Annotated in this window: 27 protein-coding genes, 12 tRNA genes, 2 rRNA genes and 1 other RNA gene (1 of these 42 running past the window's edge); 39 read left to right on the forward strand and 3 right to left on the reverse strand. The window is 31.6% G+C overall.

Translation table 11 applies throughout. The features are described from left to right. From PTA89_RS01815 to pepF, 18 genes are all read left to right on the forward strand, one after another. Window positions 1–226, forward strand: a 23S ribosomal RNA gene (locus PTA89_RS01815) (it extends 2,690 nt beyond the left edge of the window). Between the two features lie 76 nt (window positions 227–302). Further along, a 5S ribosomal RNA gene (gene rrf / locus PTA89_RS01820) occupies window positions 303–419 on the forward strand. Window positions 420–424: 5 nt separating this feature from the next. Then, window positions 425–497 (forward strand) — tRNA-Asn (locus tag PTA89_RS01825). A 14-nt stretch (window positions 498–511) separates the two neighbouring features. After that, window positions 512–601: transfer RNA gene (locus PTA89_RS01830), tRNA-Ser, on the forward strand. A gap of 14 nt (window positions 602–615) precedes the next feature. Continuing rightward, window positions 616–687, forward strand: a tRNA-Glu gene (locus PTA89_RS01835). A 5-nt stretch (window positions 688–692) separates the two neighbouring features. After that, window positions 693–765, forward strand: a tRNA-Val gene (locus PTA89_RS01840). Window positions 766–774: 9 nt separating this feature from the next. Beyond that, window positions 775–847: transfer RNA gene (locus PTA89_RS01845), tRNA-Asp, on the forward strand. Between the two features lie 25 nt (window positions 848–872). Next, window positions 873–948: transfer RNA gene (locus tag PTA89_RS01850), tRNA-Phe, on the forward strand. Between the two features lie 4 nt (window positions 949–952). Beyond that, window positions 953–1,035, forward strand: a tRNA-Tyr gene (locus tag PTA89_RS01855). An 11-nt stretch (window positions 1,036–1,046) separates the two neighbouring features. After that, window positions 1,047–1,120 (forward strand) — tRNA-Trp (locus PTA89_RS01860). 6 nt (window positions 1,121–1,126) lie between these two features. Next, window positions 1,127–1,199: transfer RNA gene (locus tag PTA89_RS01865), tRNA-His, on the forward strand. 11 nt (window positions 1,200–1,210) lie between these two features. Beyond that, window positions 1,211–1,282, forward strand: a tRNA-Gln gene (locus PTA89_RS01870). A gap of 9 nt (window positions 1,283–1,291) precedes the next feature. Next, a tRNA-Cys gene (locus tag PTA89_RS01875) sits at window positions 1,292–1,362 on the forward strand. 30 nt (window positions 1,363–1,392) lie between these two features. After that, window positions 1,393–1,477: transfer RNA gene (locus PTA89_RS01880), tRNA-Leu, on the forward strand. 149 nt (window positions 1,478–1,626) lie between these two features. After that, the gene (locus PTA89_RS01885; protein ID WP_081533738.1) at window positions 1,627–3,273 is read left to right on the forward strand and encodes a phosphoenolpyruvate carboxykinase (ATP); all 1,647 of its coding nucleotides are present in this window, start codon (window positions 1,627–1,629) and stop codon (window positions 3,271–3,273) included. A 103-nt stretch (window positions 3,274–3,376) separates the two neighbouring features. Continuing rightward, the gene (locus tag PTA89_RS01890; RefSeq protein WP_081533740.1) at window positions 3,377–4,138 is read left to right on the forward strand and encodes an adaptor protein MecA; all 762 of its coding nucleotides are present in this window, start codon (window positions 3,377–3,379) and stop codon (window positions 4,136–4,138) included. 48 nt (window positions 4,139–4,186) lie between these two features. Next, complete coding sequence (locus PTA89_RS01895; RefSeq protein ID WP_081533742.1) at window positions 4,187–5,086, forward strand: competence protein CoiA; 900 nt, start codon at window positions 4,187–4,189, stop codon at window positions 5,084–5,086. 97 nt (window positions 5,087–5,183) lie between these two features. Then, a complete protein-coding gene (gene pepF / locus PTA89_RS01900) occupies window positions 5,184–7,001 on the forward strand; it encodes an oligoendopeptidase F (protein WP_204759838.1) in 1,818 nt (605 codons plus the stop codon). 89 nt (window positions 7,002–7,090) lie between these two features. Here the strand turns inward: pepF and PTA89_RS01905 are convergent, their stop codons facing one another. Continuing rightward, window positions 7,091–7,687: a ClpXP adapter SpxH family protein gene (locus PTA89_RS01905; protein WP_162853479.1), complete on the reverse strand. Its 597-nt coding sequence runs from the start codon at window positions 7,685–7,687 to the stop codon at window positions 7,091–7,093. A gap of 176 nt (window positions 7,688–7,863) precedes the next feature. Here PTA89_RS01905 and PTA89_RS01910 point away from each other — a divergent pair, with 176 nt between their 5' ends. From PTA89_RS01910 to PTA89_RS01950, 9 genes are all read left to right on the forward strand, one after another. Continuing rightward, complete coding sequence (locus PTA89_RS01910) at window positions 7,864–8,718, forward strand: phosphate ABC transporter substrate-binding protein (RefSeq protein ID WP_324177302.1); 855 nt, start codon at window positions 7,864–7,866, stop codon at window positions 8,716–8,718. Window positions 8,719–8,728: 10 nt separating this feature from the next. Further along, window positions 8,729–9,646: a phosphate ABC transporter permease subunit PstC gene (gene pstC / locus PTA89_RS01915; RefSeq protein ID WP_003702917.1), complete on the forward strand. Its 918-nt coding sequence runs from the start codon at window positions 8,729–8,731 to the stop codon at window positions 9,644–9,646. Next, complete coding sequence (gene pstA / locus PTA89_RS01920; protein WP_081533748.1) at window positions 9,646–10,536, forward strand: phosphate ABC transporter permease PstA; 891 nt, start codon at window positions 9,646–9,648, stop codon at window positions 10,534–10,536. The genes pstC and pstA overlap by 1 nt, the downstream gene beginning before the upstream one ends. Window positions 10,537–10,540: 4 nt before the next feature. Next, window positions 10,541–11,335 carry a phosphate ABC transporter ATP-binding protein PstB gene (gene pstB / locus PTA89_RS01925; RefSeq protein ID WP_003702915.1) on the forward strand — a complete coding sequence of 265 codons (795 nt, stop codon included), beginning with the start codon at window positions 10,541–10,543 and terminating at the stop codon, window positions 11,333–11,335. Between the two features lie 9 nt (window positions 11,336–11,344). Then, the gene (gene pstB / locus PTA89_RS01930) at window positions 11,345–12,100 is read left to right on the forward strand and encodes a phosphate ABC transporter ATP-binding protein PstB (protein WP_081530266.1); all 756 of its coding nucleotides are present in this window, start codon (window positions 11,345–11,347) and stop codon (window positions 12,098–12,100) included. 12 nt (window positions 12,101–12,112) lie between these two features. Continuing rightward, on the forward strand, window positions 12,113–12,769 hold the full coding sequence (gene phoU / locus PTA89_RS01935) for a phosphate signaling complex protein PhoU (RefSeq protein WP_003701547.1): 657 nt from the start codon (window positions 12,113–12,115) through the stop codon (window positions 12,767–12,769). A gap of 126 nt (window positions 12,770–12,895) precedes the next feature. Continuing rightward, complete coding sequence (gene fba, locus PTA89_RS01940; RefSeq protein WP_003702919.1) at window positions 12,896–13,762, forward strand: class II fructose-1,6-bisphosphate aldolase; 867 nt, start codon at window positions 12,896–12,898, stop codon at window positions 13,760–13,762. A gap of 115 nt (window positions 13,763–13,877) precedes the next feature. Beyond that, window positions 13,878–14,579: a VIT1/CCC1 transporter family protein gene (locus PTA89_RS01945; protein ID WP_003701545.1), complete on the forward strand. Its 702-nt coding sequence runs from the start codon at window positions 13,878–13,880 to the stop codon at window positions 14,577–14,579. Window positions 14,580–14,596: 17 nt separating this feature from the next. Beyond that, complete coding sequence (locus PTA89_RS01950) at window positions 14,597–15,286, forward strand: VIT1/CCC1 transporter family protein (protein WP_003701544.1); 690 nt, start codon at window positions 14,597–14,599, stop codon at window positions 15,284–15,286. Window positions 15,287–15,336: 50 nt separating this feature from the next. Here PTA89_RS01950 and PTA89_RS01955 read toward each other — a convergent pair whose 3' ends face one another. Then, on the reverse strand, window positions 15,337–15,849 hold the full coding sequence (locus tag PTA89_RS01955; protein ID WP_003701542.1) for a DUF1836 domain-containing protein: 513 nt from the start codon (window positions 15,847–15,849) through the stop codon (window positions 15,337–15,339). A gap of 133 nt (window positions 15,850–15,982) precedes the next feature. Here PTA89_RS01955 and trhA point away from each other — a divergent pair, with 133 nt between their 5' ends. The 6 genes from trhA (at window position 15,983) to PTA89_RS01985 (ending at window position 19,607) form a co-directional block, all read left to right on the forward strand. After that, window positions 15,983–16,609: a PAQR family membrane homeostasis protein TrhA gene (trhA, locus tag PTA89_RS01960; protein WP_003701541.1), complete on the forward strand. Its 627-nt coding sequence runs from the start codon at window positions 15,983–15,985 to the stop codon at window positions 16,607–16,609. 118 nt (window positions 16,610–16,727) lie between these two features. Next, on the forward strand, window positions 16,728–17,063 hold the full coding sequence (locus tag PTA89_RS01965) for an ArsR/SmtB family transcription factor (protein WP_003709751.1): 336 nt from the start codon (window positions 16,728–16,730) through the stop codon (window positions 17,061–17,063). A 112-nt stretch (window positions 17,064–17,175) separates the two neighbouring features. Continuing rightward, window positions 17,176–17,835: a ribonuclease H family protein gene (locus PTA89_RS01970; RefSeq protein ID WP_003705796.1), complete on the forward strand. Its 660-nt coding sequence runs from the start codon at window positions 17,176–17,178 to the stop codon at window positions 17,833–17,835. A gap of 66 nt (window positions 17,836–17,901) precedes the next feature. Beyond that, window positions 17,902–18,270: a transfer-messenger RNA gene (gene ssrA, locus PTA89_RS01975) on the forward strand. A gap of 457 nt (window positions 18,271–18,727) precedes the next feature. Beyond that, on the forward strand, window positions 18,728–19,135 hold the full coding sequence (locus PTA89_RS01980) for a DUF948 domain-containing protein (protein WP_003702923.1): 408 nt from the start codon (window positions 18,728–18,730) through the stop codon (window positions 19,133–19,135). A gap of 22 nt (window positions 19,136–19,157) precedes the next feature. Next, a complete protein-coding gene (locus tag PTA89_RS01985; protein ID WP_003701537.1) occupies window positions 19,158–19,607 on the forward strand; it encodes a hypothetical protein in 450 nt (149 codons plus the stop codon). A 70-nt stretch (window positions 19,608–19,677) separates the two neighbouring features. On the opposite strand, the gene PTA89_RS01990 is transcribed toward PTA89_RS01985, so the two are convergent. Beyond that, a complete protein-coding gene (locus PTA89_RS01990; RefSeq protein ID WP_003701536.1) occupies window positions 19,678–20,781 on the reverse strand; it encodes a M24 family metallopeptidase in 1,104 nt (367 codons plus the stop codon). Between the two features lie 200 nt (window positions 20,782–20,981). On the opposite strand from PTA89_RS01990, the gene ccpA reads away from it, so the two are divergent. The 6 genes from ccpA (at window position 20,982) to comGB (ending at window position 26,554) form a co-directional block, all read left to right on the forward strand. Further along, on the forward strand, window positions 20,982–21,989 hold the full coding sequence (gene ccpA / locus PTA89_RS01995) for a catabolite control protein A (protein ID WP_160994138.1): 1,008 nt from the start codon (window positions 20,982–20,984) through the stop codon (window positions 21,987–21,989). A 98-nt stretch (window positions 21,990–22,087) separates the two neighbouring features. Beyond that, entirely contained in the window at window positions 22,088–22,576 is a 489-nt protein-coding gene (locus tag PTA89_RS02000; protein WP_324177303.1) for a VanZ family protein, read from the forward strand. Between the two features lie 106 nt (window positions 22,577–22,682). Beyond that, entirely contained in the window at window positions 22,683–23,411 is a 729-nt protein-coding gene (locus tag PTA89_RS02005; protein WP_003702892.1) for a YebC/PmpR family DNA-binding transcriptional regulator, read from the forward strand. 123 nt (window positions 23,412–23,534) lie between these two features. Continuing rightward, complete coding sequence (rbsK, locus tag PTA89_RS02010; protein WP_003701532.1) at window positions 23,535–24,458, forward strand: ribokinase; 924 nt, start codon at window positions 23,535–23,537, stop codon at window positions 24,456–24,458. A gap of 103 nt (window positions 24,459–24,561) precedes the next feature. After that, complete coding sequence (comGA, locus tag PTA89_RS02015) at window positions 24,562–25,545, forward strand: competence type IV pilus ATPase ComGA (protein ID WP_003701531.1); 984 nt, start codon at window positions 24,562–24,564, stop codon at window positions 25,543–25,545. Beyond that, window positions 25,481–26,554 carry a competence type IV pilus assembly protein ComGB gene (comGB, locus tag PTA89_RS02020; RefSeq protein ID WP_081533758.1) on the forward strand — a complete coding sequence of 358 codons (1,074 nt, stop codon included), beginning with the start codon at window positions 25,481–25,483 and terminating at the stop codon, window positions 26,552–26,554. The genes comGA and comGB overlap by 65 nt, the downstream gene beginning before the upstream one ends. Window positions 26,555–26,594: the final 40 nt, after the last annotated feature.

The raw sequence follows: 26,594 nt of genomic DNA on the forward strand, positions 1-26,594 counted from the left end.
GACATACCGCTGGTGTACCAGTTGTTCCGCCAGGAGCATCGCTGGGTAGCTAAGTATGGATGAGATAAACGCTGAAAGCATCTAAGTGCGAAACTCACCTCGAGATAAGATTTCCCATTACGTAAGTAAGTAAGATCCCTGAAAGATGATCAGGTAGATAGGATGGAAGTGGAAGTGCTGTGAGGCATGGAGCGGACCATTACTAATCGATCGAGGACTTAACCAAGTAGAGAAAACGTGAGTTTTCGGTAAAAGAGATAAATGATATCTAGTTTTGAGAGAATAAAATCTCAAGTAAATAGTGCGGTGATGATGGCACGAAGGATACACCTGTTCCCATTCCGAACACAGAAGTTAAGCTTCGTAACGCCGAGAGTAGTTAGAGGAACGCCTCTTGCGAGGGTAGGAAGTCGCCGTGCGTTATTCCGGCATAGCTCAGTTGGTAGAGCATCTGACTGTTAATCAGGGTGTCGACGGTTCGAGTCCGCCTGCCGGAGTATTTTTTTATAATGGAGAGCTGTCCGAGAGGCCGAAGGAGCATGATTGGAAATCATGTAAACGGGTATGACCTGTTTCAAGGGTTCGAATCCCTTGCTCTCCGTTGAATAGTAGAATGGCCCGTTGGTCAAGTGGTTAAGACACCGCCCTTTCACGGCGGTAACATGGGTTCAAATCCCGTACGGGTCATCAATGGAGGATTAGCTCAGCTGGGAGAGCATCTGCCTTACAAGCAGGGGGTCACAGGTTCGAACCCTGTATCCTCCATATTTAAAAGGTCCTATGGTGTAGGGGTTATCACGCCTGCCTGTCACGCAGGAGATCGCCGGTTCAAATCCGGCTAGGACCGTTATACTGAAAAGTATATAATTTTTGGCTCGGTAGCTCAGTCGGTAGAGCAAAGGATTGAAGCTCCTTGTGTCGGCGGTTCGATTCCGTCCCGCGCCACCATTATGGAAGGGTAGCGAAGTCTGGCTAAACGCGGCGGACTGTAAATCCGCTCCTTCGGGTTCGGTGGTTCGAATCCACTCCCTTCCATTTTTTATAATAGGGATATAGTTTAAAGGTAGAACTACGGTCTCCAAAACCGTCGGTGTGGGTTCAATTCCTACTATCCCTGCCATATATGGCGAAAGTGGTGAAGGGGTTAACACACCGGATTGTGGCTCCGGCATGCGTGGGTTCGAATCCCATCTTTCGCCCTTTAATTTATTGGGGTATAGCCAAGCGGTAAGGCAAAGGACTTTGACTCCTTCATGCGCTGGTTCGAATCCAGCTACCCCAGTTAGTTGATGGCGGTATAGCCAAGTGGTAAGGCAGAGGTCTGCAAAACCTTTATCACCGGTTCAAATCCGGTTACCGCCTTTAGTTCCTAAGGGTGCTAACTGTAAATATGCCGGTGTGGCGGAATTGGCAGACGCGCTGGACTCAAAATCCAGTGTCCGTTGAGGACGTATCGGTTCGACCCCGATCACCGGTATCTGTGTTTAAGTCTTAGTTTTTATAACTAAGGCTTTTTTTGTTACTTGTATTAATCTATATAATTTAAAACAGTTTTGTTTAATATAGTATATTGTGATAGAATGAAAGCGTATTATAAAAAACTATTTAAACAATGAGGTGATAATTATGAGTACAATTAGTCATTATAAAGAAGTAGATATTAATAAAAAGAATCCTCTCCTTTCACAAATTAGAACGACTGTTGAAACAGCATTTTATGGCAACAATTTTGAAAGAGTAACAGATATTTCAAAAGCATATTATTTAGCAAAAAATTGTCCTAGTACAATTGTGACAGATGTTCCAATAAAGCATACCCAAGAATTAGGGTTACCAGTAGATTCTAAAATGTTAGTAAATAATCATGGAAAAATTGTTGGAAGAACAGCAGCTGCACGACATATTATTGGGCATTTAGGAGAAGATACTAACGAATTAGCAGGAGTTCTTAGAGATGCGATTTTTGAAGCTAGTGACAGAAAATTCTATAAGACAGAAGTTTATGTAGGATTAGATGAAGATTTTATGTTAAAATCACACCTTGCTGTCCCAAAAGGTTATGAATTTAATATGTTATCATATATGCTAAATTTTCAACCAGTAACTTCAGAATATGAAAAAATGTATCAAGCTTCTCATAAGTATGAAGAAGGAGACATTTTTATTTATGCTGATCCTGAATTTAAAGATGAAAACTATCCTAATGGCCTAGTAATAATTGATGCTGAACATAATGTAGCTGCAATATTAGGTTTAAGATATTTTGGAGAACTAAAAAAAGCGACATTAACATTAGCTTGGGCAATAGCTCATAGACATGGATACACAGCTTCACATGGTGGAGAAAAAGTATTTAGATTTGACGACAAAGATGATAAAGTTTTTGCATTCTATGGACTATCTGGCTCAGGAAAATCGACATTAACTCATGCTAAACATGGTGGCAAATATGATATTGATGTTCTTCATGATGATGCTTTTGTAATTTCAAGAATAAATGGAAGTTCAGTTGCATTAGAACCAGCCTATTTTGATAAGACTAATGATTATATGCCTGGTTCAAAAGAAGCAAGCTACTTTACCACAGTTATGAATGTAGGTGTAACGTTAAATGAGGAAAATAAGCGAGTTTTAGTAACTGAAGACTTACGTAATGGAAATGGTCGTACAATTAAGTCAAGATATGCTTCATTGAATAGGGTGGATAAAGAAAATGCACCTATAGATTCTATTTTTTGGATTATGAAAGATGATAGTCTTCCACCTGTTGTTAAGTTAGATAATCCAACGTTAGCAGCAACTTTTGGAATAACATTAGCTACTAAGAGATCAACAGCAGAAAATGTAGTAAATGCTGATAGAAATTCTCTTGTAATTGAGCCTTTTGCTAATCCATTTCGTGCATATCCATTAGCCGAAGATTATCGTGACTTTAAAGAGTTATTTGAAAAACGTAATGTATCTGGTTATATAGTGAATACAGCATCTTATAATGGTGTGGATATTGATAAAGAGATAACTTTACAAATTTTAGAAGACATAGCTAATGAAAAAGTTAATTGGGAAAAATTTGGCTCTTTAGATGGAATGTATTACTTACCATTTGAAAAATATCCAGTTGATTTTAAAGATAAGAGTTACACTGAGAAATTGAAGAGAAGATTAGAAATTAGACTGGAATGGATTGAAAAGTATGAGGAAAACCATCCTGATAATCCATTACCAGCTGAAATAAAAGATTGTTTAAGTAATTTAATTAATGAATTAAATTAAACAATAACGGATAAAATTCTCTAGATGGTCTTTTTGGTAGTTTTTTTCCCTTTTTTTTGTTACTATGTAAATAATAGTAGTCGGAAAGGCAGGCAGAGCTTTTATGGAAATGGAAAAAATAAATGAAAATACTATTCGTGTAGTATTAGATGATGAAGATTTAACAGCTCGGGGAATAAAATTCTTGGATCTGCTAGGAAACCAGAAAGAGATTGAAAGTTTCTTTTATGAAATTTTAGATGAAGTAGATGTTGAACATGAGTTTAGGGAAAATGATGCAGTAACATTTCAATTAGTACCTAATAAAGAAAGTGGTCTAGAGATATTTATCACTAAAGTAAATCCTGATGATATCACAGATCAAGGTGGAGAAAAAGAAACCGAAAATGAGAATGAAACTGTAGAAGACACAGAGGATGTAAAAAAGGATATAGATTCCTCTAGTGATGAGTTGTTGAATTTAATTAAAAATAGTATCGAAAATTCACGGAATATTGCTGAAAATAGAGATTATAGTCGTAGATCTAAAATAGATGATGACGAGGTTATTCAGTATTTAAATGACGATGCAAAAAAGAAATATGTGTTTGTAGTAGAATTTTCAACATTTGAAGATTTTGTTCAATTAGCGCATGTTTTAAGAATTGAAGGTGGAGTTTCTAACCTGTATTCTTACCAAGAAAAATACTATCTTGAATTGGTATTGTTTGATGATAACTATTCTGAAGAATCTGCAAAGGATTTAATTTCACTCTCTTTTGAATATGGAAAGAATTCTAAGATTTCTCCGGTTCTTTTAAAAGAAAGAGGAAAATTAGTGATGGGGCAGACAGCGTTAGAGTTAGCTCGGTATTATTTTAAATAAGTTAAATAAAATCCCTTTCTTGCGTATTTTCACGTAGGAGGGGATTTTTTGATATATGCTAAAGATGAAAAAAATAATATTGTAGAAGCAAATATGGCTAAAAAAGGAAGAAAATATTATTGTTCTGGTTGTCATGGGCAAGTGATATTGAGATGTGGAAAATTAAGAGTTAGTCATTTTGCGCATAAAAAGCATGCTTGTGATATCTTTTCCGAAGGTGAAACATCAGAACATTTAAGAGGAAAGAAATTATTAATGACATGGTTAAGAAAAGAAGGAAAGAATCCACAAATAGAAGCATATTTGACTTCATTACATCAAAGACCTGATATTTTGTGTAATAATAAAGCTTTTGAGTTTCAATGTTCGCCAATATCTGTAGAAAGAATGAGTGAAAGATCTAAAGGATATATAAGTGAAGGATATGATTTCTTTTGGTTTTTAGGTAAGAGGCATTTGATCAAAAAGAGATTAACACAACAAATAGCACAATTTATACGATGGCATAAAAATCTAGGATTCTACTTAATTTATATTAATGTAGAACAAAGAAATATGGAGGTTTATTACCATATTCAACAAGCTGACTTTTTACCAGTCCGCTTTTATAGAAAAAAAGTAAATAGCTGGAAGGAATTACAAGATTTCTTTAAGCAAAATAGAATAAAGAATTATAATTTATTGTCTATATCAGAGAGAAAACTACAAAAAAATTGCTTTTATAGACGTTGTTTGCAATCGACGAATAAATTTAAAGAGTTACAAGTAATATGTTATACCCATGGATATATACTACAAGAAATATACGAAGAAATTTCAAGCGAAAGATATACTTATCCAATCTACAAGGAATATATATTCACTAAAAAAATGTACGAAAAGTTGAATTTAAAAGATATAAAACTCTATTATCAATTACCATTCATCAATTTTAGTAACATTGATTAAATAAAAGGTAAGTTAAAAAATTTGAAAAAACATATATTTTCTTTTAATATTTATGTATGAGATGAATACATCAAATAAAAGAAAAGAAGTGAATTTTATGTCTGAAAAGAAAGCAAAAAGATTACTTCAGAGAAATGAAGTTCCAGAAGAATTAACGTGGGATTTAACAAAAGTATTTAAAAGTGATGAAGAGTTTGAAAAGGAGTACCAAGCTGTAAAAGATGAAGTACAGAACTTCAGAAAATTACAAGGTACAATGGATCAAGGTAGTCAAAGATTTTTACAAATCATTGAAAATTTCTTAAGTATTAATAGGAAATTTGAAAAAGTTTATGTATATGCAAGTATGAAAAATGATCAAGATACTACAAACGCTAAGTATCAAGGATATAATGAAATGGTTGATGCATTAGCTGCTGAATTTTCAGAATCTATATCCTGGTTCGAACCTGAGTTACTTGAATTAGATGAAGATAAAATAAAGCAATATTTTGTAGAAAAAAAGGAATTAAAACAGTATGAACATTTAATTGAGAGTATGTTGGTCATGAGAAAACATACGCTTGATAAAAAAAGTGAGTCTTTATTAGCTGGAGCTAGTGATATCTTTGGGACATCGCAAAATGTTTTTGGCATTTTAAACAACGCAGATCTAAAGTTTCCAATAGTAAAAGATGATAATGGTGATGATATTCAATTATCGCATGGTGTTTATGGAAAATTAATAGAATCTACAAATAGGAAAGTTAGAAAAGCTGCATTCAAGGGATTATACAGTGTTTATGACCAATTTAAGCATACAATGGCGACAACATTAATTGGAAATGTTAAGGTGCATAACTTTAAAGCAAGAGTTCGTAATTATAAAGATGCTAGAGAAGCTGCCACAACATCTAATCATATTCCAACAGAAGTCTATGATGTTTTACTGGAACAAGTACACAAAAATCTTCCTTTACTACATCGCTATGTAAAACTTAGAAAGAAGATATTAGGTGTCGATGAACTCCATATGTATGATATGTATACACCGTTAACTGAAGATAGTAAGCTTACTTACAATTACATTCAAGCACAAATTGAAGCTAAAAAAGCACTTGAAGTATTGGGAATGGATTATTTAACGCACGTTAGTGAAGCATTTGAAAATCGTTGGATAGATGTAGTTGAAAATAAAGGAAAGAGAAGTGGAGCATATTCATCAGGAGTTTATGATACTCCGCCATATATCTTATTAAATTGGCAAGATAATTTAGAAAATCTTTTTACCTTGGTACATGAGATGGGACATAGTATGCATAGTTATTACACTAGTCATAATCAACCCTATCAGTATGGAGATTACCCAATATTTTTGGCAGAAATAGCTTCAACTACTAATGAAAATATTTTGACGGATTATCTATTAAAGAATAACGATGAAAAAGATATATTAATCTATATTTTAAATCATTATTTAGATGGATTTAAAGGTACGGTATATCGTCAAACACAATTTGCAGAATTCGAAAAATGGATTCATGAGCAAAATTCAAAGGGAGTACCACTAACTGCTAAATCAATTTCTGAATATTACTTAGAATTAAATAAGAAATATTATGGTAATGATGTGATAAGTGATCCTGAAATAGCTTTAGAATGGGCTAGAATTCCACATTTCTATTATAATTTCTATGTTTATCAATATGCGACAGGATTTGCGGCAGCAACTACTTTAGCTGAAAATATTTTATCTGGCGATGAAAATAAATTAAACAAATATTTAACTTACTTAAAAGCTGGTAGTAGTAAATATCCATTGGAAGTCATGAAAGATGCAGGTGTGGATATGACAGATTCTTCATATTTGGAGAAAGCATTTAAAGTTTTTGAAGAAAGATTAAATCAATTAGAGACATTATTGTCAGAAAAATAAATATAAATAAAAAAGATTGGAGATCATTAATTTAATGATTACCAATCTTTTTTTGTTATAGTATCAATTGAACGTAAATAAGAATTAGTTTAACAAAGTTTCATAATAGATGTTCCACTACTATTTTGTTGTCTCTGTGAGAGTAAGACTTTCTTTATTTCATCTAATGATTCACAACCAGAAAAAGAATACGCAGAATTATTATTAGCTGAGCAATCATAAACAACAATTGTAGGATGTTCAGTTACATTCATTTCGGTAGCTAATTCTTGATCTTGTTTAAAAGCTTCTATTGCTAATTTAGAATGTCTATCTTGTTCAAAAATATCCCAATCTAACCCACTTTTTTGTGCAGCTAATTTAATGGTTTCAAAATTATAATCTTTTTGATCATTAACTACAAGTTGTTGCACATTTAGCAAGAAATTCCGTCCTTTCTTCTTTCCTTGAAAAGAGGCAGCTTTAAAATCTATAGATGAATGATAAATATTCTCAGATAGTCTATTACGTATATCAACATTATTTAGTGGAATATTCATGCGACACATAACATCATTAATAGTTTTGAAATTCATTAAAGGAACAAAATTGAAGTTAATTTTTTCATTCAATGAATCACCTAATTTTAATATGTTTTGTTCAGTATGGTAGCATGTACTACCTAATGGGTTAATAAATAGATACATATCTAACACATTGGTTGCCTCCTAAAACCTTCGCTCTATTCAAGTATACTTTAACTAAAAATAAATGAAATTTCAAAGATTTTGTTTTTTCGTCTTTACATATCCTTTACAAAAGCACCCAAGGCTCTTTACATTAACTAGATATAATTAAATTGAGCAAATGGGAGGACAATATAATGAAAAAAATAAAAATTCTTATAGGAAGTTTATTAATTGCAACCTTGATGACAGGATGTGCAAGTAAAAAAAACAATAATATAACTATTGTTGGTTCAACAGCAATGCAACCAATGATAGAAATGGCAGCAGAAGAATTCCAACATCACTCTAAAGTAAGAATAACTGTTCAAGGTGGAGGCTCAGGAACAGGCTTAAGTCAGGTACAAGCAGGAGCTGTAGCTATTGGAAATTCAGATATTTTCGCACAACAACAACCAGGAATTAAAGCTGAAAAATTACAAGATAATAAAGTAGCTGTTGTTGGTATTGCACCTGTAGTTAATAAGAAAGTAGGTATAGATAATTTATCTATGGATCAATTAAAAGGAATTTTTACAGGTAAATATACTAACTGGAAACAGGTTGGAGGAAAAAACCAAAAAATCATTGTAATTAATCGTGCTCAGGGAAGTGGAACAAGAAAAGCATTTGAAAGTGACGTATTAAAGGGTGAAAGTGCTATTAAAGCACAAGAACAAGATTCAAGTGGAACAGTACAAAAAATGATAGCTGCTACACCGGGATCTATAAGTTATTTAGCTTTTCCTTATTTGAATAAAGATGTTCAAAAATTAAGTATAGATAATGTAAAACCTAATGCAAAAAATGTTGAAAATAATGATTGGAAAATTTGGGCATATGAACATATGTATACAAAGAAAAAGGTAGATAAAAAAGTTAAGAAATTTATTGATTATATTTATACAAAAGAAGTTCAACAAAATCTAGTTAAAACTTTAGGCTACATTACAATTCATGATATGAAAGTTCAGAAAGATGAGAACAGAAATATTGAAAAAATTCAGAGATGAGGAAACTTATATGAGAGATGAAATTAGAGAAAAAATTCAGAAAAATTCAAAAGCAACTTATCAAGAAATATTTGGAAAGTTGCTAGTATCAATAAGTATTATTATCATTTTGCTGATTGTAAGTGCAATCTTTGGCTTTATTTTTTCAAAAGGAATTGCAACATTTACGGAAAATAATGCTCAAGTTAAAGATTTTTTCACAGGTACTAATTGGAATCCAAGTATGAATGAAAAAGGACATCCGCAAGTAGGAGCATTACCAATGATTTTGGGATCATTTGGTGTAACTTTACTGGCTGCAATTTTTGTAACACCTTTTGCTATAGGAACGGCTTTGTATATAACAGAATTGGCTTCAAAGAAGATGAAGAAAATTTTACAGATCGTTATTGAATTATTAGTAGGAATCCCATCAGTAGTTTATGGATTTATCGGATTAAACGTGGTTGTTCCTTTTATCAGAGAAAATTTTGGTGGTACAGGATACGGTATTTTAGCTGGAGCAGTAGTTTTATTTGTAATGATTTTACCGACAGTTACTTCATTAACAGTCGACAGTTTAAAAGCAGTACCTAAGCATTATCGTTCTGCTTCATTGGCTTTAGGTGCTACTCCATGGCAAACAATGTTTCATGTGACTTTAAAAGCTGCTACTTCGGGTATTTTAACAGCAATAGTTTTTGGAATGGCACGAGCTTTTGGTGAAGCATTAGCGGTTCAAATGGTTATAGGAAATGCATCATTAATGCCAACTAGCTTATTGAATCCAGCATCGACTTTAACTAGTGTTTTAACTATGGGAATTGGGAATACTGTAATGGGCACAGTTGGAAATAATGCTTTATGGTCTTTAGCTTTAGTGTTATTAGCAATGTCTTTGATCTTTAATTTAATTGTTCGATTGATTGGAAGAAAGGATATTAAGTAATGAAAAATACAAAGTTTCAAAATAATGTTGCAATGGCGATAATAAAGCTAATTGCTGCTACGGTTGTGCTAATATTAGTTTTCTTACTAGGAAAAATTTTAATCTCAGGAGTACCACATATTTCTTGGAAGTTTTTAGTAACACCTTCAAAAGCATTTACAGCAGGTGGGGGAATTAGCGTCCAAATATTTAATTCTTTCTATTTATTGATATTAACGTTATTAATATCATTTCCTATATCATTAGGTGCAGGAATATACTTAGCTAAATACGCAGCAAAAAATAAAATAACATCGCTAATTAGAATGGTGATAGAAATTTTAAGTTCGTTACCATCAGTAGTTGTTGGGCTATTCGTATTTTTAGTTTGCGTGGTCCAAATGCAAATAGGATTTTCAATATTAGCAGGAGCTATTGCTTTAACGTTCTTTAATTTACCACTACTAACAAGAAATATAGAAGAGTCTATTAAAGCTGTCCCCGATCTACAATTAGAAGGTGGATTAGCATTAGGATTATCTAAGTGGAAAACTATCACTAAAATAATTTTGCCTGAAGCTTTGCCGGGAATTATTACAGGCGTTATCTTGAGCGCTGGGAGAGTTTTTGGTGAAGCAGCTGCACTTATTTATACAGCAGGTCAAAGTGCACCAGCTGTTGATTTTACTAATTGGAATATTTTTGATGAAACTAGTCCGTTAAACTTGATGCGTCCAGCTGAGACACTAGCCGTTCACATTTGGAAAATTAATTCAGAAGGAATTATGCCAGATGCAAACGCAATTTCAGCAGGAACTTCAGCAGTTTTAATTATTGCAATTTTGATATTTAATTTATCAGCTCGATACTTAGGTAATTATTTATATCGTAAATTAACATCAGCGAGGTAAAAATATGGAATATAATTTAAAAGATAAATATATTTTGCAGTTAAATGAAAAAGAAAAGGCATTAGAAACAAGGGATTTGAACATCTTTTATGGAGAAAAACAAGCTTTATTTGATGGAAATTTACAATTTGAAAGATATAAAATTACTTCTTTAATCGGTGCTTCAGGATCTGGAAAATCAACTTTTTTACGCTCTTTAAATCGTATGAATGAAGGAGTAGCAGATGTTAAGGGAAGTATCTTATATCGAGGAATCGACATAAATTCTCCTAAAATAAATGTTTATGAGATGAGAAAATATATTGGAATGGTTTTTCAAAGACCAAATCCTTTTTCAAAATCAATATATGAAAATATAACTTTTGCATTAAAAGAAAACGGAATAAAAGATAAAGAAAAGCTAGCTGAAATAGTAGAAACAAGTTTGAAACAAGCTGCTTTATGGGATGAAGTTAAAGATGATTTAAATAAGAGTGCACTAGCTTTATCTGGGGGACAACAACAAAGATTGTGTATTGCTAGAGCTATTGCGATGAAACCTGATATTTTACTATTAGATGAGCCTGCAAGTGCATTAGATCCGATATCAACAGCTAAAATAGAGGAAACATTATTAGAATTAAAGGAAAAATATACTTTGATAATTGTAACGCATAATATGCAACAAGCTTCAAGAATTAGTGATTACACAGCATTTTTCCATTTAGGAAATGTCATTGAATATAATAAAACAAAGAATATTTTTACAAATCCTAAAATAAAATTGACAGAAGATTACATTTCAGGAAACTTTGGATAGGTGAACTTAATGGAAAAAATAATAACAACTAAAGATGTACATTTATATTATGGAAGTAAGGAAGCTCTTAAGGGGATAACTTTGGACTTTCCAGATAAGGGGATACATGCATTAATTGGACCATCTGGTTGTGGGAAATCAACGTACTTAAGAACTTTAAATCGAATGAATGACATGATAGAAAATGTAAAAATAGAAGGCAAATTTAAATTTAAGAATCAAGATATATATGATGAAAAAATAGATTTGGTTGAATTAAGAAAGAAAATAGGTATGGTTTTCCAACAACCTAATCCTTTTCCATTTTCTATTTACGATAATGTTACTTATGGATTAAGGATGGCTGGTATAAAAGATAAGAGAATTTTGGATGAAAAAGTAGAAACAAGTTTGAAACAAGCTGCAATTTGGGAAGAAGTAAAGGATAATTTAAATAAAAATGCCTTGGCTTTATCCGGGGGACAACAGCAAAGAATCTGTATTGCTAGGGTACTTGCTGTAGCTCCAGAGGTTATTTTACTAGATGAGCCAACAAGTGCGCTTGATCCGATTTCAACAGAAAAAATAGAAGAGATGTTACTAACCCTTAGAGATAATTATACATGTATTATGGTAACACATAATATGCAACAAGCTTCAAGAATATCAGATACAACGTCTTTCTTTTTAAGTGGTAATTTAGTTGAGAGTAATAAAACTAAAAAGATATTTTTAAATCCAGATAAAGAACAAACAGCTGACTATTTAAGTGGAAAATTTGGATAAGGAGAATTATTAATGAATAGAAAATTTTTAGGACAGTTAAAGATTGTGCATCAAGATTTTATTGAAATGGGATTAGAAGCTGCAGAAGCAATAAAGTTAGCAACGGAAGCTTTCGAAAATCACGACTTAGAATTGGCTAATAAAGTTATCGAACATGATGAGGTAATTAATAATTTAGAAATAAAATTGGAAAAAAAGACTAGTCAGTTAATTGCTTTGCAGCAACCTGTTGCGACAAATTTAAGAAAAGTAATAGCGATTTTAAAAGCTAGTTCTGATGTAGAAAGAATTGGAGATCATGCGGTAGATGTTGCCAAGGCAGTAAGAAATATCAATGTTAAAAGAAGAAATGTTGAAATTGAATCTTTGATAAGAGAAGTTAGTGAACAAACGCAAGAAAATTTAGTAAAGATAGTAAGTATGTTTGCTAAGTTTGATGAAAAAGGCGCCGTTGAGATTGCTAAAAAGAATCAGGAAAAGAGAGAAAAAATTAATGAGATCAGGAAACTATCAATTAATGCAATAAAAGAAGATGCAAACTTTGCAGAAGAAGGTATAGATTATTTAAGTATTATTGCACATATTAAAAGGATAAATGATTATATAACAAACTTAGCAGAGTGGATAGTTTATGAAGAAGAAGGAAAAATTACAGAATTAACGTTCTAATAATCATAATTTAAGTAAAAATAATGAAAAAAGCTTAATTATTTGGTAATTTATGTCGAAAGTATGTTAAAATAAAGACGTACTCAGAAGAGTAATTAAGATGTAATTTTTAGGAGGCTGTTTTTAATGTCAGTATTCGTAAACGGTAACGCAATCTTTAACGCAGCTCGTCAAGGTCACTATGCTGTTGGTGCGTTCAACACAAATAATTTGGAATGGACACGTGCTATTCTTAAGGCTGCTCAAGAAACTAACACACCTGTATTGATCCAAGTATCAATGGGTGCTGCTAAGTACATGGGTGACTACAAGTTAGTTAAGAAGTTAGTTGAAGAAGAAATGCGTGTAATGAACATCACTGTTCCTGTTATTATGCACTTAGACCATGGTAACTATGAAGCTGCTAAGGAATGTATCGAAGCAGGCTACTCATCAGTTATGTTTGATGGTCATGATTTACCATTTGAAGAAAACTTAGAAAAGACAGCAGAAATCGTTAAATTAGCACATGCTAAAGGTATCTCTGTTGAAGCTGAAGTTGGTTCTATCGGTGGTGAAGAAGACGGAATCGTTGGTGAAGGTGAATTAGCTAGCGTTGAAGAAGCTAAGCAAATTGCTGCTTTAGGCGTTGATTACTTAGCTTGCGGTATCGGTAACATTCACGGACCATACCCAGAAAACTGGAAAGGTCTACACTTTGATCGCTTACAAGAAATTGCAGATGCAATCGATACACCATTAGTATTACACGGTGGTTCTGGTATTCCTCAAGAACAAATCGAAAAAGCTATCAAGATGGGTATTTCTAAAGTTAACATCAACACAGAAAACCAACTTGCATTTGCTGCTGCAACACGTAAGTACATCGAAGCTGGTAAAGACCAAGAAGGTAAGGGTTATGACCCTCGTAAGTTACTTGCTCCTGGTTCAGAAGCTATCGTTGACACAGTTAAGGAAATCATTGGCTGGTTAGGTACACCAGAAGTTAAATAATCTTATTTACTTTTTTAAAGAGTCGTTTATACGGCTCTTTTTTTATATGCTTTTTTATATATTATTGAATTATTATAAATACTATGTTATAATTTTTCTAAATTAATAAGAGGGGATGGACAATTTGGATAGCACAAAACAAAAGAGTATTACTTTGGCACAAAAGATTAACGTATTGAGAGCAGCAGTTATGGGTGCTAATGATGGTATCATTTCTGTTGCTGGCATTGTTTTAGGTGTTGCTGGTGCTGCTAGTTCATCATTTGCTATCTTGATATCTGGATTAGCTGGAATGTTAGCTGGAACAATATCTATGGCTATGGGTGAATATGTTTCGGTTCATTCTCAGAGCGATGCAGAAGTGGCAGCTGTTGTGAGAGAAAAGAAAATATTAGATACTGATTATCAAAAAGAATTTTTATTTATAAAAAATAAGTTACTAAAAGCTGGAATTTCAGAAGAATTATCTCACAAGGCGACTAAAGAAATGATGGACAGGGATCCATTAAAGTCTATTGTCAGAGAAAAATATGGTTTTGAGTTAAATGAAAAAACTAATCCTTATGCAGCAGCAATTGCTTCGATGATTTCTTTTCCACTGGGAGCAACATTGCCGTTACTATCAATTTTAATTTTCCCAGTTCAATATCGTATTTTTGGAACTATGTTAGCAGTGATAATATCTCTAGTATTTACAGGATATTTTGCAGCACAATTGAGCCATTCTAGCAAATTACATGGAACTATTAGAAATGTTATTTCTGGTATGCTGACAATGATAGTAACATATTTTATCGGTGTAATGTTTAGCTTATAGTAAAGTGAGTGACAAAAATGTTAAATAAGAGAAAAAAGAAAGCGACAATGGAAGAAAAAATGAATGTATTGAGAGCAGGAGTATTAGGTTCTAATGATGGTATTTTAACCGTAGTTGGAGTTCTTTTTAGTGTAGGTGCTGCTACTTCCAATAGATTTACTATTTTGATTGCAGGTTTAGCTGACTTGGTAGCATGTGCTTTGTCTATGTCAGCTGGTGAATATGCATCTGTAAGTGTTCAAAGAGATACCGAAAAATCAGCTGTTGAAGAAGAGGCTACAAATCTTAAAAATAACTACTCAGAACAAATTAATATTGTTAAACAATATTATCAAAATAAAGGAGTATCTTTGCAAACAGCAAATTTGATTGCCAAGCAATTAATGGAGAAGGAAGATAGAGTTGCTACTTTAGTTAATATTAAACATGGAATTAATATGGGACAGTATTTGAATCCATGGATGGCAGCTTGGTCATCGATGTTTTCTGCAGCATTGGGTGGTTTATTTCCTTTAGTAGCAATGACTTATGCTCCTAGCAATAGTAGATGGTTGGCTACGATTTTAGCAGTAATAATTTCTGTTGGGTTGACAGGAATGATTAGTGCTAAACTAGGAAAGAGTAATATTAAATATGCAGTGTTAAGAAATATAGTTGTTGGAATTATAACAATGGCGATTCACTATTATGTTGGACAATTAATTTAAAAAAGATGTCATAATCAATTATCAGTAAAGATTTTTGATTATGACATCTTTTATTTTTTATAGTAAGAATCTATTAATTTTTGAGAAACAAGTTTGCATATAACAGCTCTAATGGCAAATTTTTCAGTTAATTCTAACGTATTAGATGTGTCAATGAAGTTGTAAGAAGAATTTTCGATATTATGTAAAGTATCATTAAATAGATTTGCAAAAGAATTATATGCTTGCTCTACAGATTGTTCTTTTAAAATTTCATTAATGCAGTTCTTTACTACTTCTAGTGGATAGATAGTTTTTAGAAGAGAAATTACTAAAAGCTCAGCAATATGACTAGCATCGTACTTTTTTTTCTCAGGTCTTTGCATCAATCCTTTTTTTACATAACTATTAATCATGGAAGGTGTTAATTCTGAATCGCTTAAATCTTTTAAATATCTGTTACCGAGACTTACAAGTTGATCCATATATACTTGAAAATCAGGAAATTCTTTCCACATAGGGAGATAAATATCATTAAATTGTATCAACGATAATTTGAGTTCATCATTTATTCTACTAGACATAGATAATCCTCCTTTTACTATATTATAGCATAAATATATGATGAATAAATTTCTGCTATATATAGACTTAAAGTCTAGATTATATGGAAATTTAATGCATATGATGGTATCATAATCTATGAGGTGATGTATAATGACTAGAAAAATGCAAATAAAAAATGAAATATGGAGTGCAATAACTCATGGAATTGGAATTATCCTCAGTATTCTAGGGATGGTTTTATTAATTTTAAAGGGGATAGATACTAATTCAATAACACTTTTTTCATATATAGTGTATACATGCTCACTAGTTTTATTGTATTTATTTTCTACGCTTTTTCATTGCTTGTATTTTACGAAAGCTAAGAGAGTTTTCCAAATTTTTGATCACTGTTCAATATTTTTATTGATAGCAGGTACTTATACGCCGTATTGCATGTTGGCGATAAAAGGTGTAAAAGGATTGATATTAATGATAATGATTTGGTTAATGTCAATACTAGGTATTCTATATCATATTTTAGCTTCTAAAAGAAAACAGGTATTTGAAACAATTATTTTTGTAGTAATGGGTTGGCTTTGTATACTAGGGGCGAAAGAATTATTTTTATCACTAGGCAAGATAGGATTAGGTTTACTAGTTGCAGGTGGAATAACTTTTACACTTGGAGCACTGGTATATAGTATTCCTAAGATAAAATATGCACATGTTTTTTGGCATATTTTTGTAATGTTAGGATCAATATTAATGTTTATTTCGATATATTGTTATATTTAAAATTAAAATAATAAGAAAAATATTAAATTAAATCACTGAAAACGCTTGCTATAAATTAATTTAAATGCTATCCTTAACTTAGGAATAGGAATTTTCTATGGAGGAAAGGGTGAGCATTATGTCAGTGAGTCAATTGAGCAAAGTACAAAATGAAGCATTAGATAATTTTGTAGAAAATTTTGACATTATCAATGCTTTAGCTGATAGGAATAGGCAAAAAATAATTGTGTTGCTATTTGGTAACCTAGAATCTGGCATGACTGTAACAGCCATTACAAATAATATGAGCATAACACAGCCTGCAGTTTCGCATCATCTCAAGATATTAAGAGATTCTGGAATAGTGGCGTATCGTAAAGATGGTCTGCAGAGTTATTACTATTTAACTTTACAAGAACCATTGGAAAAGTTAGAGAATATTTCAAGAAATTTAAGATTAGAGTTAGAAGAATAGATTTTATAAAGCTAATTACGTATTATATATTAAGCGACTACCTTAGTTATAAAAGTAATTAGTTTTTTTTGTGTTAAAATAATTGTACATCATGAAAATGGAGGTTTATCTAGTGGGTAAATTTTATGCTGTAAAAAAGGGAAGGAAAACTGGAATTTTCACTACTTGGGCAGAATGTCAAAAACAAGTATCTGGCTTTCCAAAAGCGGAGTTCAAAAGTTTCATTAGTAAGCAAGAAGCAGATAATTGGTTGAAAGAAATTAAAAGTAGTAATGAAAATAGAAGAAAGAGTTATAGTGTTATTGTCTATACGGATGGTGGTTCTAGAAATCATGGAAATAAAAAAGGAGAGCATGTAAAGAAAAACGATAAAGCTGCATGGGCATATCTAATAAAATATCAAGGTTCAATAATTAGTGATACTGATGGAGAATATGGAAGTACTAATAATAGGATGGAAATCATGGCTTTAAAGAAGGCATTATTGGATTTGAAACAACGAGAGTTACAAAATGAAAAAATTTTGGTAGTTCTTGATTCAAAATATGTTTTAGATGCTATTACTAAGCGATGGTTACAATCGTGGGAGAAAAATGGTTGGAAAACTTCTGCGGGAACTGGTGTTAAGAATAAGGAATTATGGATGGAAATTAGCAGATTATTGCCAGAATTTCCAAATTTAGATTATCAATGGACAAAGGGACATGCCAATGATGAAGGAAATAATTTAGTTGATGAGTTGTTAAATAAAACTATGGATCAAATGGATTAGCCTGTTATGCTAATGTTTTTATCTTGATAAGATATCTATATATGTTATAATTATTCTTGCATATACGGGGATGTTTAGGATTCGACAGGTATAGGTCGAGCTTAAATTGCGTTTGGTAGGTTGCGGCTACCTAAAAACGCTCAGTTAAAATATAACTGCAAAAAATAACAATAACTCTTACGCTTTAGCTGCTTAGTCAGTTTTAGTGTAGATCTTAGCTAGTATTACCTACGTGCTAGGTGAGGTCATATAATTTAGTAGGTTACGTTTACTTTTGCGGCGTGAGAAAGTAAAAAGAGATTTTCATGCTAGTTAGTGACGTTTGCCCTGACATATGGCGCTGTTGCTGATGAATTTTAAATAGTATGTCTATGAACGTAGAGGTTTAGGTGGCGATATGCTTGGACGCGGGTTCGATTCCCGCCATCTCCATATAACTTTCTTATATCAAAGTTTTGACGATTAGATATCGTTGAAATATCATCAAGGTACTGAATTAGATTTTTTAAAGTCATTTCAGTGCCTTTTTTGACATCTAAATTTATCCATAATATTTAGACTTGAATTTTGATCACTCTAGCATGTATGAATATTTTTAAGTGTTATAGGCAAGTTATAGAAAATAACACAAATAGCAGAACTACGTTTAAATAAACTATATTGATAAAATAGAGATATTTTTATATCTATTTGGATAACGCTTTCAATTTATATGATTTAATATTATAATGAAGAGGTAAAGGTATTAAGAATATAGGTGGTAAATAGAAATTATGAAGAATTAATACTTTTTATTTGAAATTTGAAAAAATATTAAACTTATATATATCAATTGAAGTTTAATAATATGAATGATATTCTTAATATATTAAGTATTTTGGAGGGGTGTTGCATGTTTTTAACATTTGGTCAATTGGCAGGTTTAATTGCTGCACTTGCATTTTTAGTATTAGTGATATATTTATGTCGAGTTTTAGCACGTTTGACAAGTACAGTATCTGAGTTGACAAAGAGCATAAAAACTTTGACAGAGGATGCTGATGATATTTCAGAAAAAATTGAAGACTTATTAGTGAAGACTAATAGTTTAATGGATGATGTTAATCAAAAATCATCAAAATTAGATCCATTATTTCAAGCAACATCTGATTTAGGTGAAAGTGTTTCGGATTTAAATCAAGCAAGTAGAAATTTTGTTGAAAATATGGGGAATTCAACTCATGGTCTTGTAAAAACTTCAACAATGTTGAAAAATGGATTAAGAGCAATTAAGCTTATTAACAAATTACGCAAAAAATAATATGATGTGAGGAGGACTTTTTATGGGAAAAAAATTATTGATAGGTTTAGGTGTAGCCGGTGTTGCTTTCTATGCTAGCAAGAAGTTGTCGGGAAAATATTTAGAGAAGGCAGCATCTAAATTGGATGATATTGTAGCCGAAGGTCAAGAAACTGCATTGAAATATCGCGAATATTTATTAGATTATTTAGATGAAGATGATAAATTAGAAAAACTAAATAAAAAAGTTTTACAAGCTAAAGATTTGGTTGATAAAGATTCGGTTACAGAAGCTTTAAGTAATTTAAAAAGTTCAACAAGCAATTTAAAAGATAAACTTATGGAAAAAGAAGATTCTTTAGATAATGATGAAGATCTTCAAGATGATATTGTAATTGATCAAAGATCTGCTTTTGGAAAAATGAAAGAAAAAACAGAGTTGGAAAATCCAACAGTTGTATTTTATCCAGATGGAACATCTGAAACGAAGTAATTATAATAAAAACCACTCAAATAAAATAATTGAGTGGTTTTTATTATAATTATTGTTTAATGTTATTATCTTATGATAAAGGAATTATTTGAAGTTCTTTGCTAGTGTGAGTGAATGGTTTAACACCATTATCTGTAACGTAAACACAATCTTCAATTCTAACTCCAGCATAATTAGGAATATAAATACCTGGTTCAATAGAGAAACACATACCTGGAACTAATTCCATTTTGTTTCCTTCCATAATAGATGGAAATTCGTGTTCGCTTTGTCCCATACCATGTCCAAGACGATGGATGAAATATTCACCATAACCAGCTTTTGTAATAACATCTCTAGCAATCTTATCTAATTCTTCAGCTGTCATACCAGGTTTTGCAGCATTTTGTGCAGTTAATTGAGCTTCTAAACAAACATTATAGATATCTTTTAGTTTGTCATCGATTTCGCCAAATGCTACAGTTCGTGAAGCATCTGAAATATATCCTTTATATACAGTACCTAAATCAAAGAGAGTTAGTTCATTAGGCTTAATAGTATCTTCTTTTGGAGCGCCATGAGGATCAGCTGCATTAGCACCGCTTTGAATAATTGTATCAAAGCTCATATGCATGACGCCTTTTTTCTTTAATTCATACTCAATTTCAGCAGCTACAGCTTGTTCAGTTTTATTAGTGCTTAATGCATCAAATCCAACTTTGAAGGCATAATCAGCCCATTTTCCCGCTTCAAGAAGTAGGTTGATTTCATCTTCATTTTTAATTGATCGTTGTTTGTTGATAAAAGGAGAAATATTTTCAACAAATTTAGCTTCTGGAAAATTTCTTAGTATAGCTTCTGATTTTGCTACTGTTAAATTATCTTTTTCAATAGCCCATTTTTTAGGATTTCCAGCTAATGCATTAATGTGTGATTTAATAAGTGCGAATGCATCTTCATGATCTAAATAGCCAAAAACAGGATATTCCCATCCACTTTCCTTTACAGAACCAACTTCAAGTGCTGGGGCAAAGATAAAAGGATCTTTATCTGGAAAAATGAATAAAGCTAAAATTCGTTCGATAGGATCACTATCAAAACCTGTGTAATAACGTATGTTATGGAAATCACTTATATAAGCAATATCTAAATTGTTATTAGCTAACCATTCTTGTACTTCTTCAATATGTTTCATAATAACTCATCTCCTAGTAAGTTAATTATAGCACATGTATTAGAAAGAAAAAATTTAATATAAAATAAGCAATTATGAAAACAAATGGAAAAGAATAAATTAATAAAATTATGAAACGCTTGCAATTTTATAACTTCTTTGATAATCTATAATAGGATTATGAAAATAAAAATGAAAACAAATGCGAGGATGAAAGAAGAATGGAAAAACAAACAATTACAATTTATGATGTTGCTAGAGAAGCAGATGTTTCTATGGCTACAGTTTCTAGGGTAGTAAATGGTAATCCTAATGTAAAACCTGCTACTAGAAAAAAAGTTTTAGAAGTCATTGATAGACTTGACTATCGTCCTAATGCAGTTGCTAGAGGATTGGCAAGTAAGAAAACAACAACTGTTGGAGTTATTATTCCAGACGTTACTAATGTCTATTTCTCTTCACTTGCTAGAGGTATTGATGATGTAGCTTCCATGTATAAATACAACATAATTTTGGCTAATTCAGATGCTAATGAACAAAAAGAATTGCAAGTGTTAAATACTTTATTAGCCAAACAAGTTGACGGTATTATTTTCATGGGAAATAAGATTACTGATGAACTTCGTAAGCAAATTGATAAAACCAAGACACCTGTAGTATTGGCTGGTTCTTTAGATGATAAAGAAGAATTTGAAAGTGTTCATATTAATTATGTAGATGCTGTAGAAGAAGCAGTTTCCGATTTAATTAATCATGGTAATGATAAAATTGCTTTCATTTCTGGACCATTGTCAGAACCAATTAATAGTAAATATAGATTACAAGGTTATAAAAATGCTTTATCTAAAAATGGAATTGCCTATGATGAAGAATTAGTTTTTGAAACAGATTATAGTTACCATTCAGGTGAAATTTTATGGCCAGCTTTACAATCAGTTGGGGCAACTGCAGCTTATGTAGGTGATGATGAATTAGCTGTTGGTGTATTAAATGGTGCGCAAGATGCAGGTGCTAAGGTTCCAACTGACTTTGAAATTGTAACAAGTAATAATTCTAAATTAACTGAACTAGTAAGACCTAAGTTATCATCCATTACTCAGCCATTGTATGATATCGGTGCGGTATCCATGCGTTTCTTAACTAAGATGATGAACAAAGAAGAAACAACAGCTGATGAAAAAACTATTGAACTACCTTATGGTTATATCAAGCGTGGATCAACAAAATAGTTAGAAGTTATAGAAGCTAATCGAGTATATCTTGATTAGTTTTTTTAATATTTAATTAGAAATAGCTAGCTAGATGATCTGAAAGGAAATTTTAAAAAGTGAAAATAAAATCAGAAAAATATTTATACTTATCAATTTTTATTATGATATTGCTATTTATAAGTTCATCTATGACGTATAAAGAGCAATCTTCTGTACCATTTTTACAAAAATATCTTACATCTCAACCATTCAAGGATATTTTAAGTCAAGTTTCATTTTCATATGGACATTCTGTAATATCTATTAAAGAAGTTGGATATTATAAATTTGTTGAATTTTTTATCCGCAAATTGGCACACTTTTCCACTTATTTTGTTATGGGGTTAGGATTTTATATGACATTAAAGGATAATTTAAAGAAATGGCAAGCAACATTTTTCTCGTATTTGGCAGCAGTTGGCTATGCAGGAATTGATGAATTTCATCAAATGATTACTGGAGATAGAACGCCTTCTTTTGAAGATGTTATGTTGGATGGATTAGGTGCTTTAACAGGAATTATAATCACGATGGTTATATTATATTTTTTTAGAAGAAAAAAATAATATTATAAATATACTTTGATTGATAGTTAATAAATTATTTGCTATAATTTGAAATGGCTTATTGCCTAAATTAATGAATTTATATAATCGGAAAGAGGTTTTAGAAATGTCAGGACATTCAAAATGGCATAACATCCAAGGCCGCAAAAACGCCCAAGATGCTAAACGTGGAAAAATTTTCCAAAAAATATCACGAGAAATCTATATGGCTGCAAAGAGTGGTGGTCCTGACCCAGATGGAAACCCACAATTACGCCTAATTATGGATAAAGCTCGTGCAGCTAACATGCCAAAGGATAACATTAAACGTGCTATCGATAAGGCAACTGGTACTGGTGGTGCTGATTATGAAGAAATTACATATGAAGGTTACGGTCCAGCTGGTGTAGCTATCTTAGTACATGCTTTAACTGATAATCGTAATAGAACTGCTTCTGCTGTACGTGCTGATTTTAATAGAAATGGCGGTAACTTAGGTGAAACAGGTTCAGTTAGCTTTATGTTCGATCGTAAGGGTTACATTGCTATTGCGCGAGAAGATTTAGACGTTGATGAAGATCAAATGTTTGAAGATGTTATTGAAGCAGGTGGAGAAGATTTACAAACTTCAGATGAAGTATTTGAAATTTATACTGATCCTAAGGCATTTGCGGATGTACGTGATGAATTACAAAAGAAATACGATTTAGCAACAGCTGAATTAACAATGGTTCCTCAAAATACAGTACCCGTTCCTGCTGATAAAGTAGAACAATTACAAAGATTAATTGATAGATTAGAAGATGAAGATGATGTGTCAGAAGTATACACATCTGCTGATTTCCCTGAAGATTAATAATTATTTAAAAAGATACTAGTAGATAATTTTATTGCTGGTATCTTTTTTTGCTTGTGAAATTATTATTTTTTAGTTATGCTTTAAATAGCAATACATACTAGAAAGTAGGTTATCAAAGGTATGAGTAATAAAGTAACTGTTTTGGGAAGCTTGAATGTTGATACTATTCTGAGAATACCCAGATTACCACAGCCAGGTGAAACATTGAAAATGGACGATATAGGTGTTGCAGGCGGAGGAAAGGGAGCAAATCAAGCTATTTCAGCTGCTAGATCTAAATCACATGTAACATTTATTGGTGGAGTTGGCAATGATGTTCAAGGTGAGATGATGTTGAAACTCCTAAAAGAAGATGGAATTAATATTAATAATGTTGCAAAATTAAATGAAGGAACTGGTCAAGCGTTTATTTTATTGCAAGAAAGTGGTGAAAATAGCATTGTAATCTATGGTGGTGCAAACCAAGCTATAAAAACTACCGTTATACAAAATGCAATGAATGATATCAAGGATAGTGATTTTTTAGTAGCCCAATTTGAAACACCTCTAGAAGTGACAAATGAAGCATTTAAATTAGCACGTGAGTTAAATGTAAAGACAATTTTGAATCCAGCACCAGCGACTGATATTTTAGACGAACTAAAGAAAAATATAGATTTAATAATTCCTAATGAAACAGAGGCTGAATTGTTAACTGGAATAAAAGTAGTTGACGAAGATACATGTAGACAAGCAGCTGATAAATTAATTGATCAAGGTATTGATAATGTTATTATTACTTTAGGTAAGCAGGGTGCTTATTATAAGACAAAAGATGGCATTTGTGAATTAGTACCTGCTTTTAAAGTTGAAGCGGTTGATACTACAGCTGCTGGTGATACCTTTATCGGTGCTCTAGTATCTAAATTAGATACAAGTTTTAGCAATTTAAGAGAAGCTATTATTTACGCAAGTAAGGCTTCTTCTCTAGCTGTCCAAAAATTAGGTGCGATTCCATCAATACCGTATAAAGATGATGTAGAAAAACAGTTAAATAATAAATAAAAAGCAATAAGAATTCCTATAGAACGAAAAAATTTGTTTTATAGGAATTTTTTTTAGAATAAAAAGTTTTTTTGCGTATTTATATATACGAGGAGGTGAGTTAATGAAAAAATCTGTTGAAATTTTGTTGCAAGAAGCTATATCACTAAAAGCAAGCGATATATTTTTCTTTCCAAAAAATGATAGATACCAAATTAAAGTGAATGTTTTAGGAACGAATCGCATAATAAAGGAATGTAGTAAAGAATTTGGAGGACAGTTGATTAATTATTTGAAATTTCAATCTAATATGGCAGTTAGTGAAAAAAGACGTCCGCAACTTGGATCATGGATATATAGTGATGAAAAAAATGAAGTCTTTTGTAGACTATCAAGTGTAGGAGATTTTTTAGGGAATGAATCCTTGGTTGTAAGACTGATATTTCCTAGTACTTTTTTTGAAGAAAACTATTTTTTTGAAGAGCAGATTTACACTTTACAAAAAGCTTGTATCAAAAATGGATTAATTGTTTTTTCAGGGCCAATGGGTTCAGGTAAGACAACGACTATGTACAATTTAGCTAGAAAATTAGCTAATGAAAAACATGTTATGAGTATTGAAGATCCAATTGAAATATATGAGCCTAATTTTTTACAATTACAAGTTAACAATAAAGCTCAGATGTCGTATTCTGAGTTACTGAAAGTAGCATTAAGGCATCATCCAGATGTATTTTTAATTGGAGAAATTAGAGATAATATGACTGCTAAAGTGGCAATAAATGCTGCTTTGAGTGGCCATCTGATTTTGACAACAGTTCATGCTCGTAATGTATATGGTGTTTATCAAAGGTTGAAAAACTTAGGTATTAGTGATGAAGAACTTCAACAAACGATGCAGGTAATCTCATATCAGAGATTAATTCCAACAATAGATGGAGGAGCTAAAGTATTGTTTGATCAAATAGAAGGAAAAGATTTAGATAAAGATATCATTCAAGGAAATATTCAAAGTAGAATGACTAAAGACTGGAGAGAAAAACTTGAGTATTGTTACCTTAATAACTGGATTAATAAAGAAAGTTTTGAAACATTTATTGAAGGATAATAAAAAAGTGTGGAGTTTAAAGAAACAAGCAATTTTTTTCTCTATATTATCAGATTTATTATCAGCAGGATTTTCCTTACGACAGTCTCTGATAAGTATACAAAATATAATGCCAGAATTTTATTCAGTTTCTCATAAAGTAAAGAAAAACTTGCTGATGGGAACAAAGATTAGCGATGCTTTAAAAGAGAATATTTCTAAATCAACTTATTATCAATTGTTAATTGCAGAGCAACATGGAGAAATGGAGAAAAGTATCAAGCAATTGGGGAGTTTACTTGAAAGAAGAGTGGAGCAGCAAAATAAATTAAAGAGTTTAATGGTGTATCCAATGATTTTATTTTTTATGTTGATAATAATTATGTTAGGAATAAAGTTTTGGTTGAAGCCAACTATTAATAATTTTGGAGAAGATAGTGTAAGAACACCGTCGATTATTAATTGGACAGTAGTTGGTGAATATAGTCTAATTTTAGTGGCTTTGATAATAGTACTATATGTATTAAAAATTTTGAGATGGTGGAGTAAACAAGAAACTATAACTAGACATCATTGGTATAGCCAATTACTAATTATAGGTAAGATTTATCGACAATATAGCTACTACTATTTGAGCTTTAATTTGTCACTACTTTTGAAAAGTGGACTAGATTTAAAACAAATATGTAGCTTTTTAAATGAATTTGATAAGCAATCTTTACTGTATCAATTAGGACAACAATTAAGAGAATTATTAGATGCTGGAAGTATGCCTGATGAGTTAGTGAAAAAATATCCATTTATCCCTCCTGAATTGAAATTGTTTTTAAATAAGGGAGAAACGTTGGAAAACATAAGCAATGAGCTAGCAGTTTATTCAGAAGTCTCGTATAGGAAGTTATTAAAATTAATTGATAAGTTGATTGAGTTAGTTCAACCAATACTATTTATCGTGATAGCGATAATTATCGTTGGAACTTATTTAACAATTCTTTTACCAATATACAAAACTCTAGGAGGTTTATATTAATGAAAAGGAAAAGGTATGGATTTACTTTAATTGAAATGAC

Origin of the sequence: Ligilactobacillus salivarius (genome assembly GCF_035231985.1) — a bacterium.
Classification (GTDB): Bacteria; Bacillota; Bacilli; order Lactobacillales; family Lactobacillaceae; genus Ligilactobacillus; species Ligilactobacillus salivarius.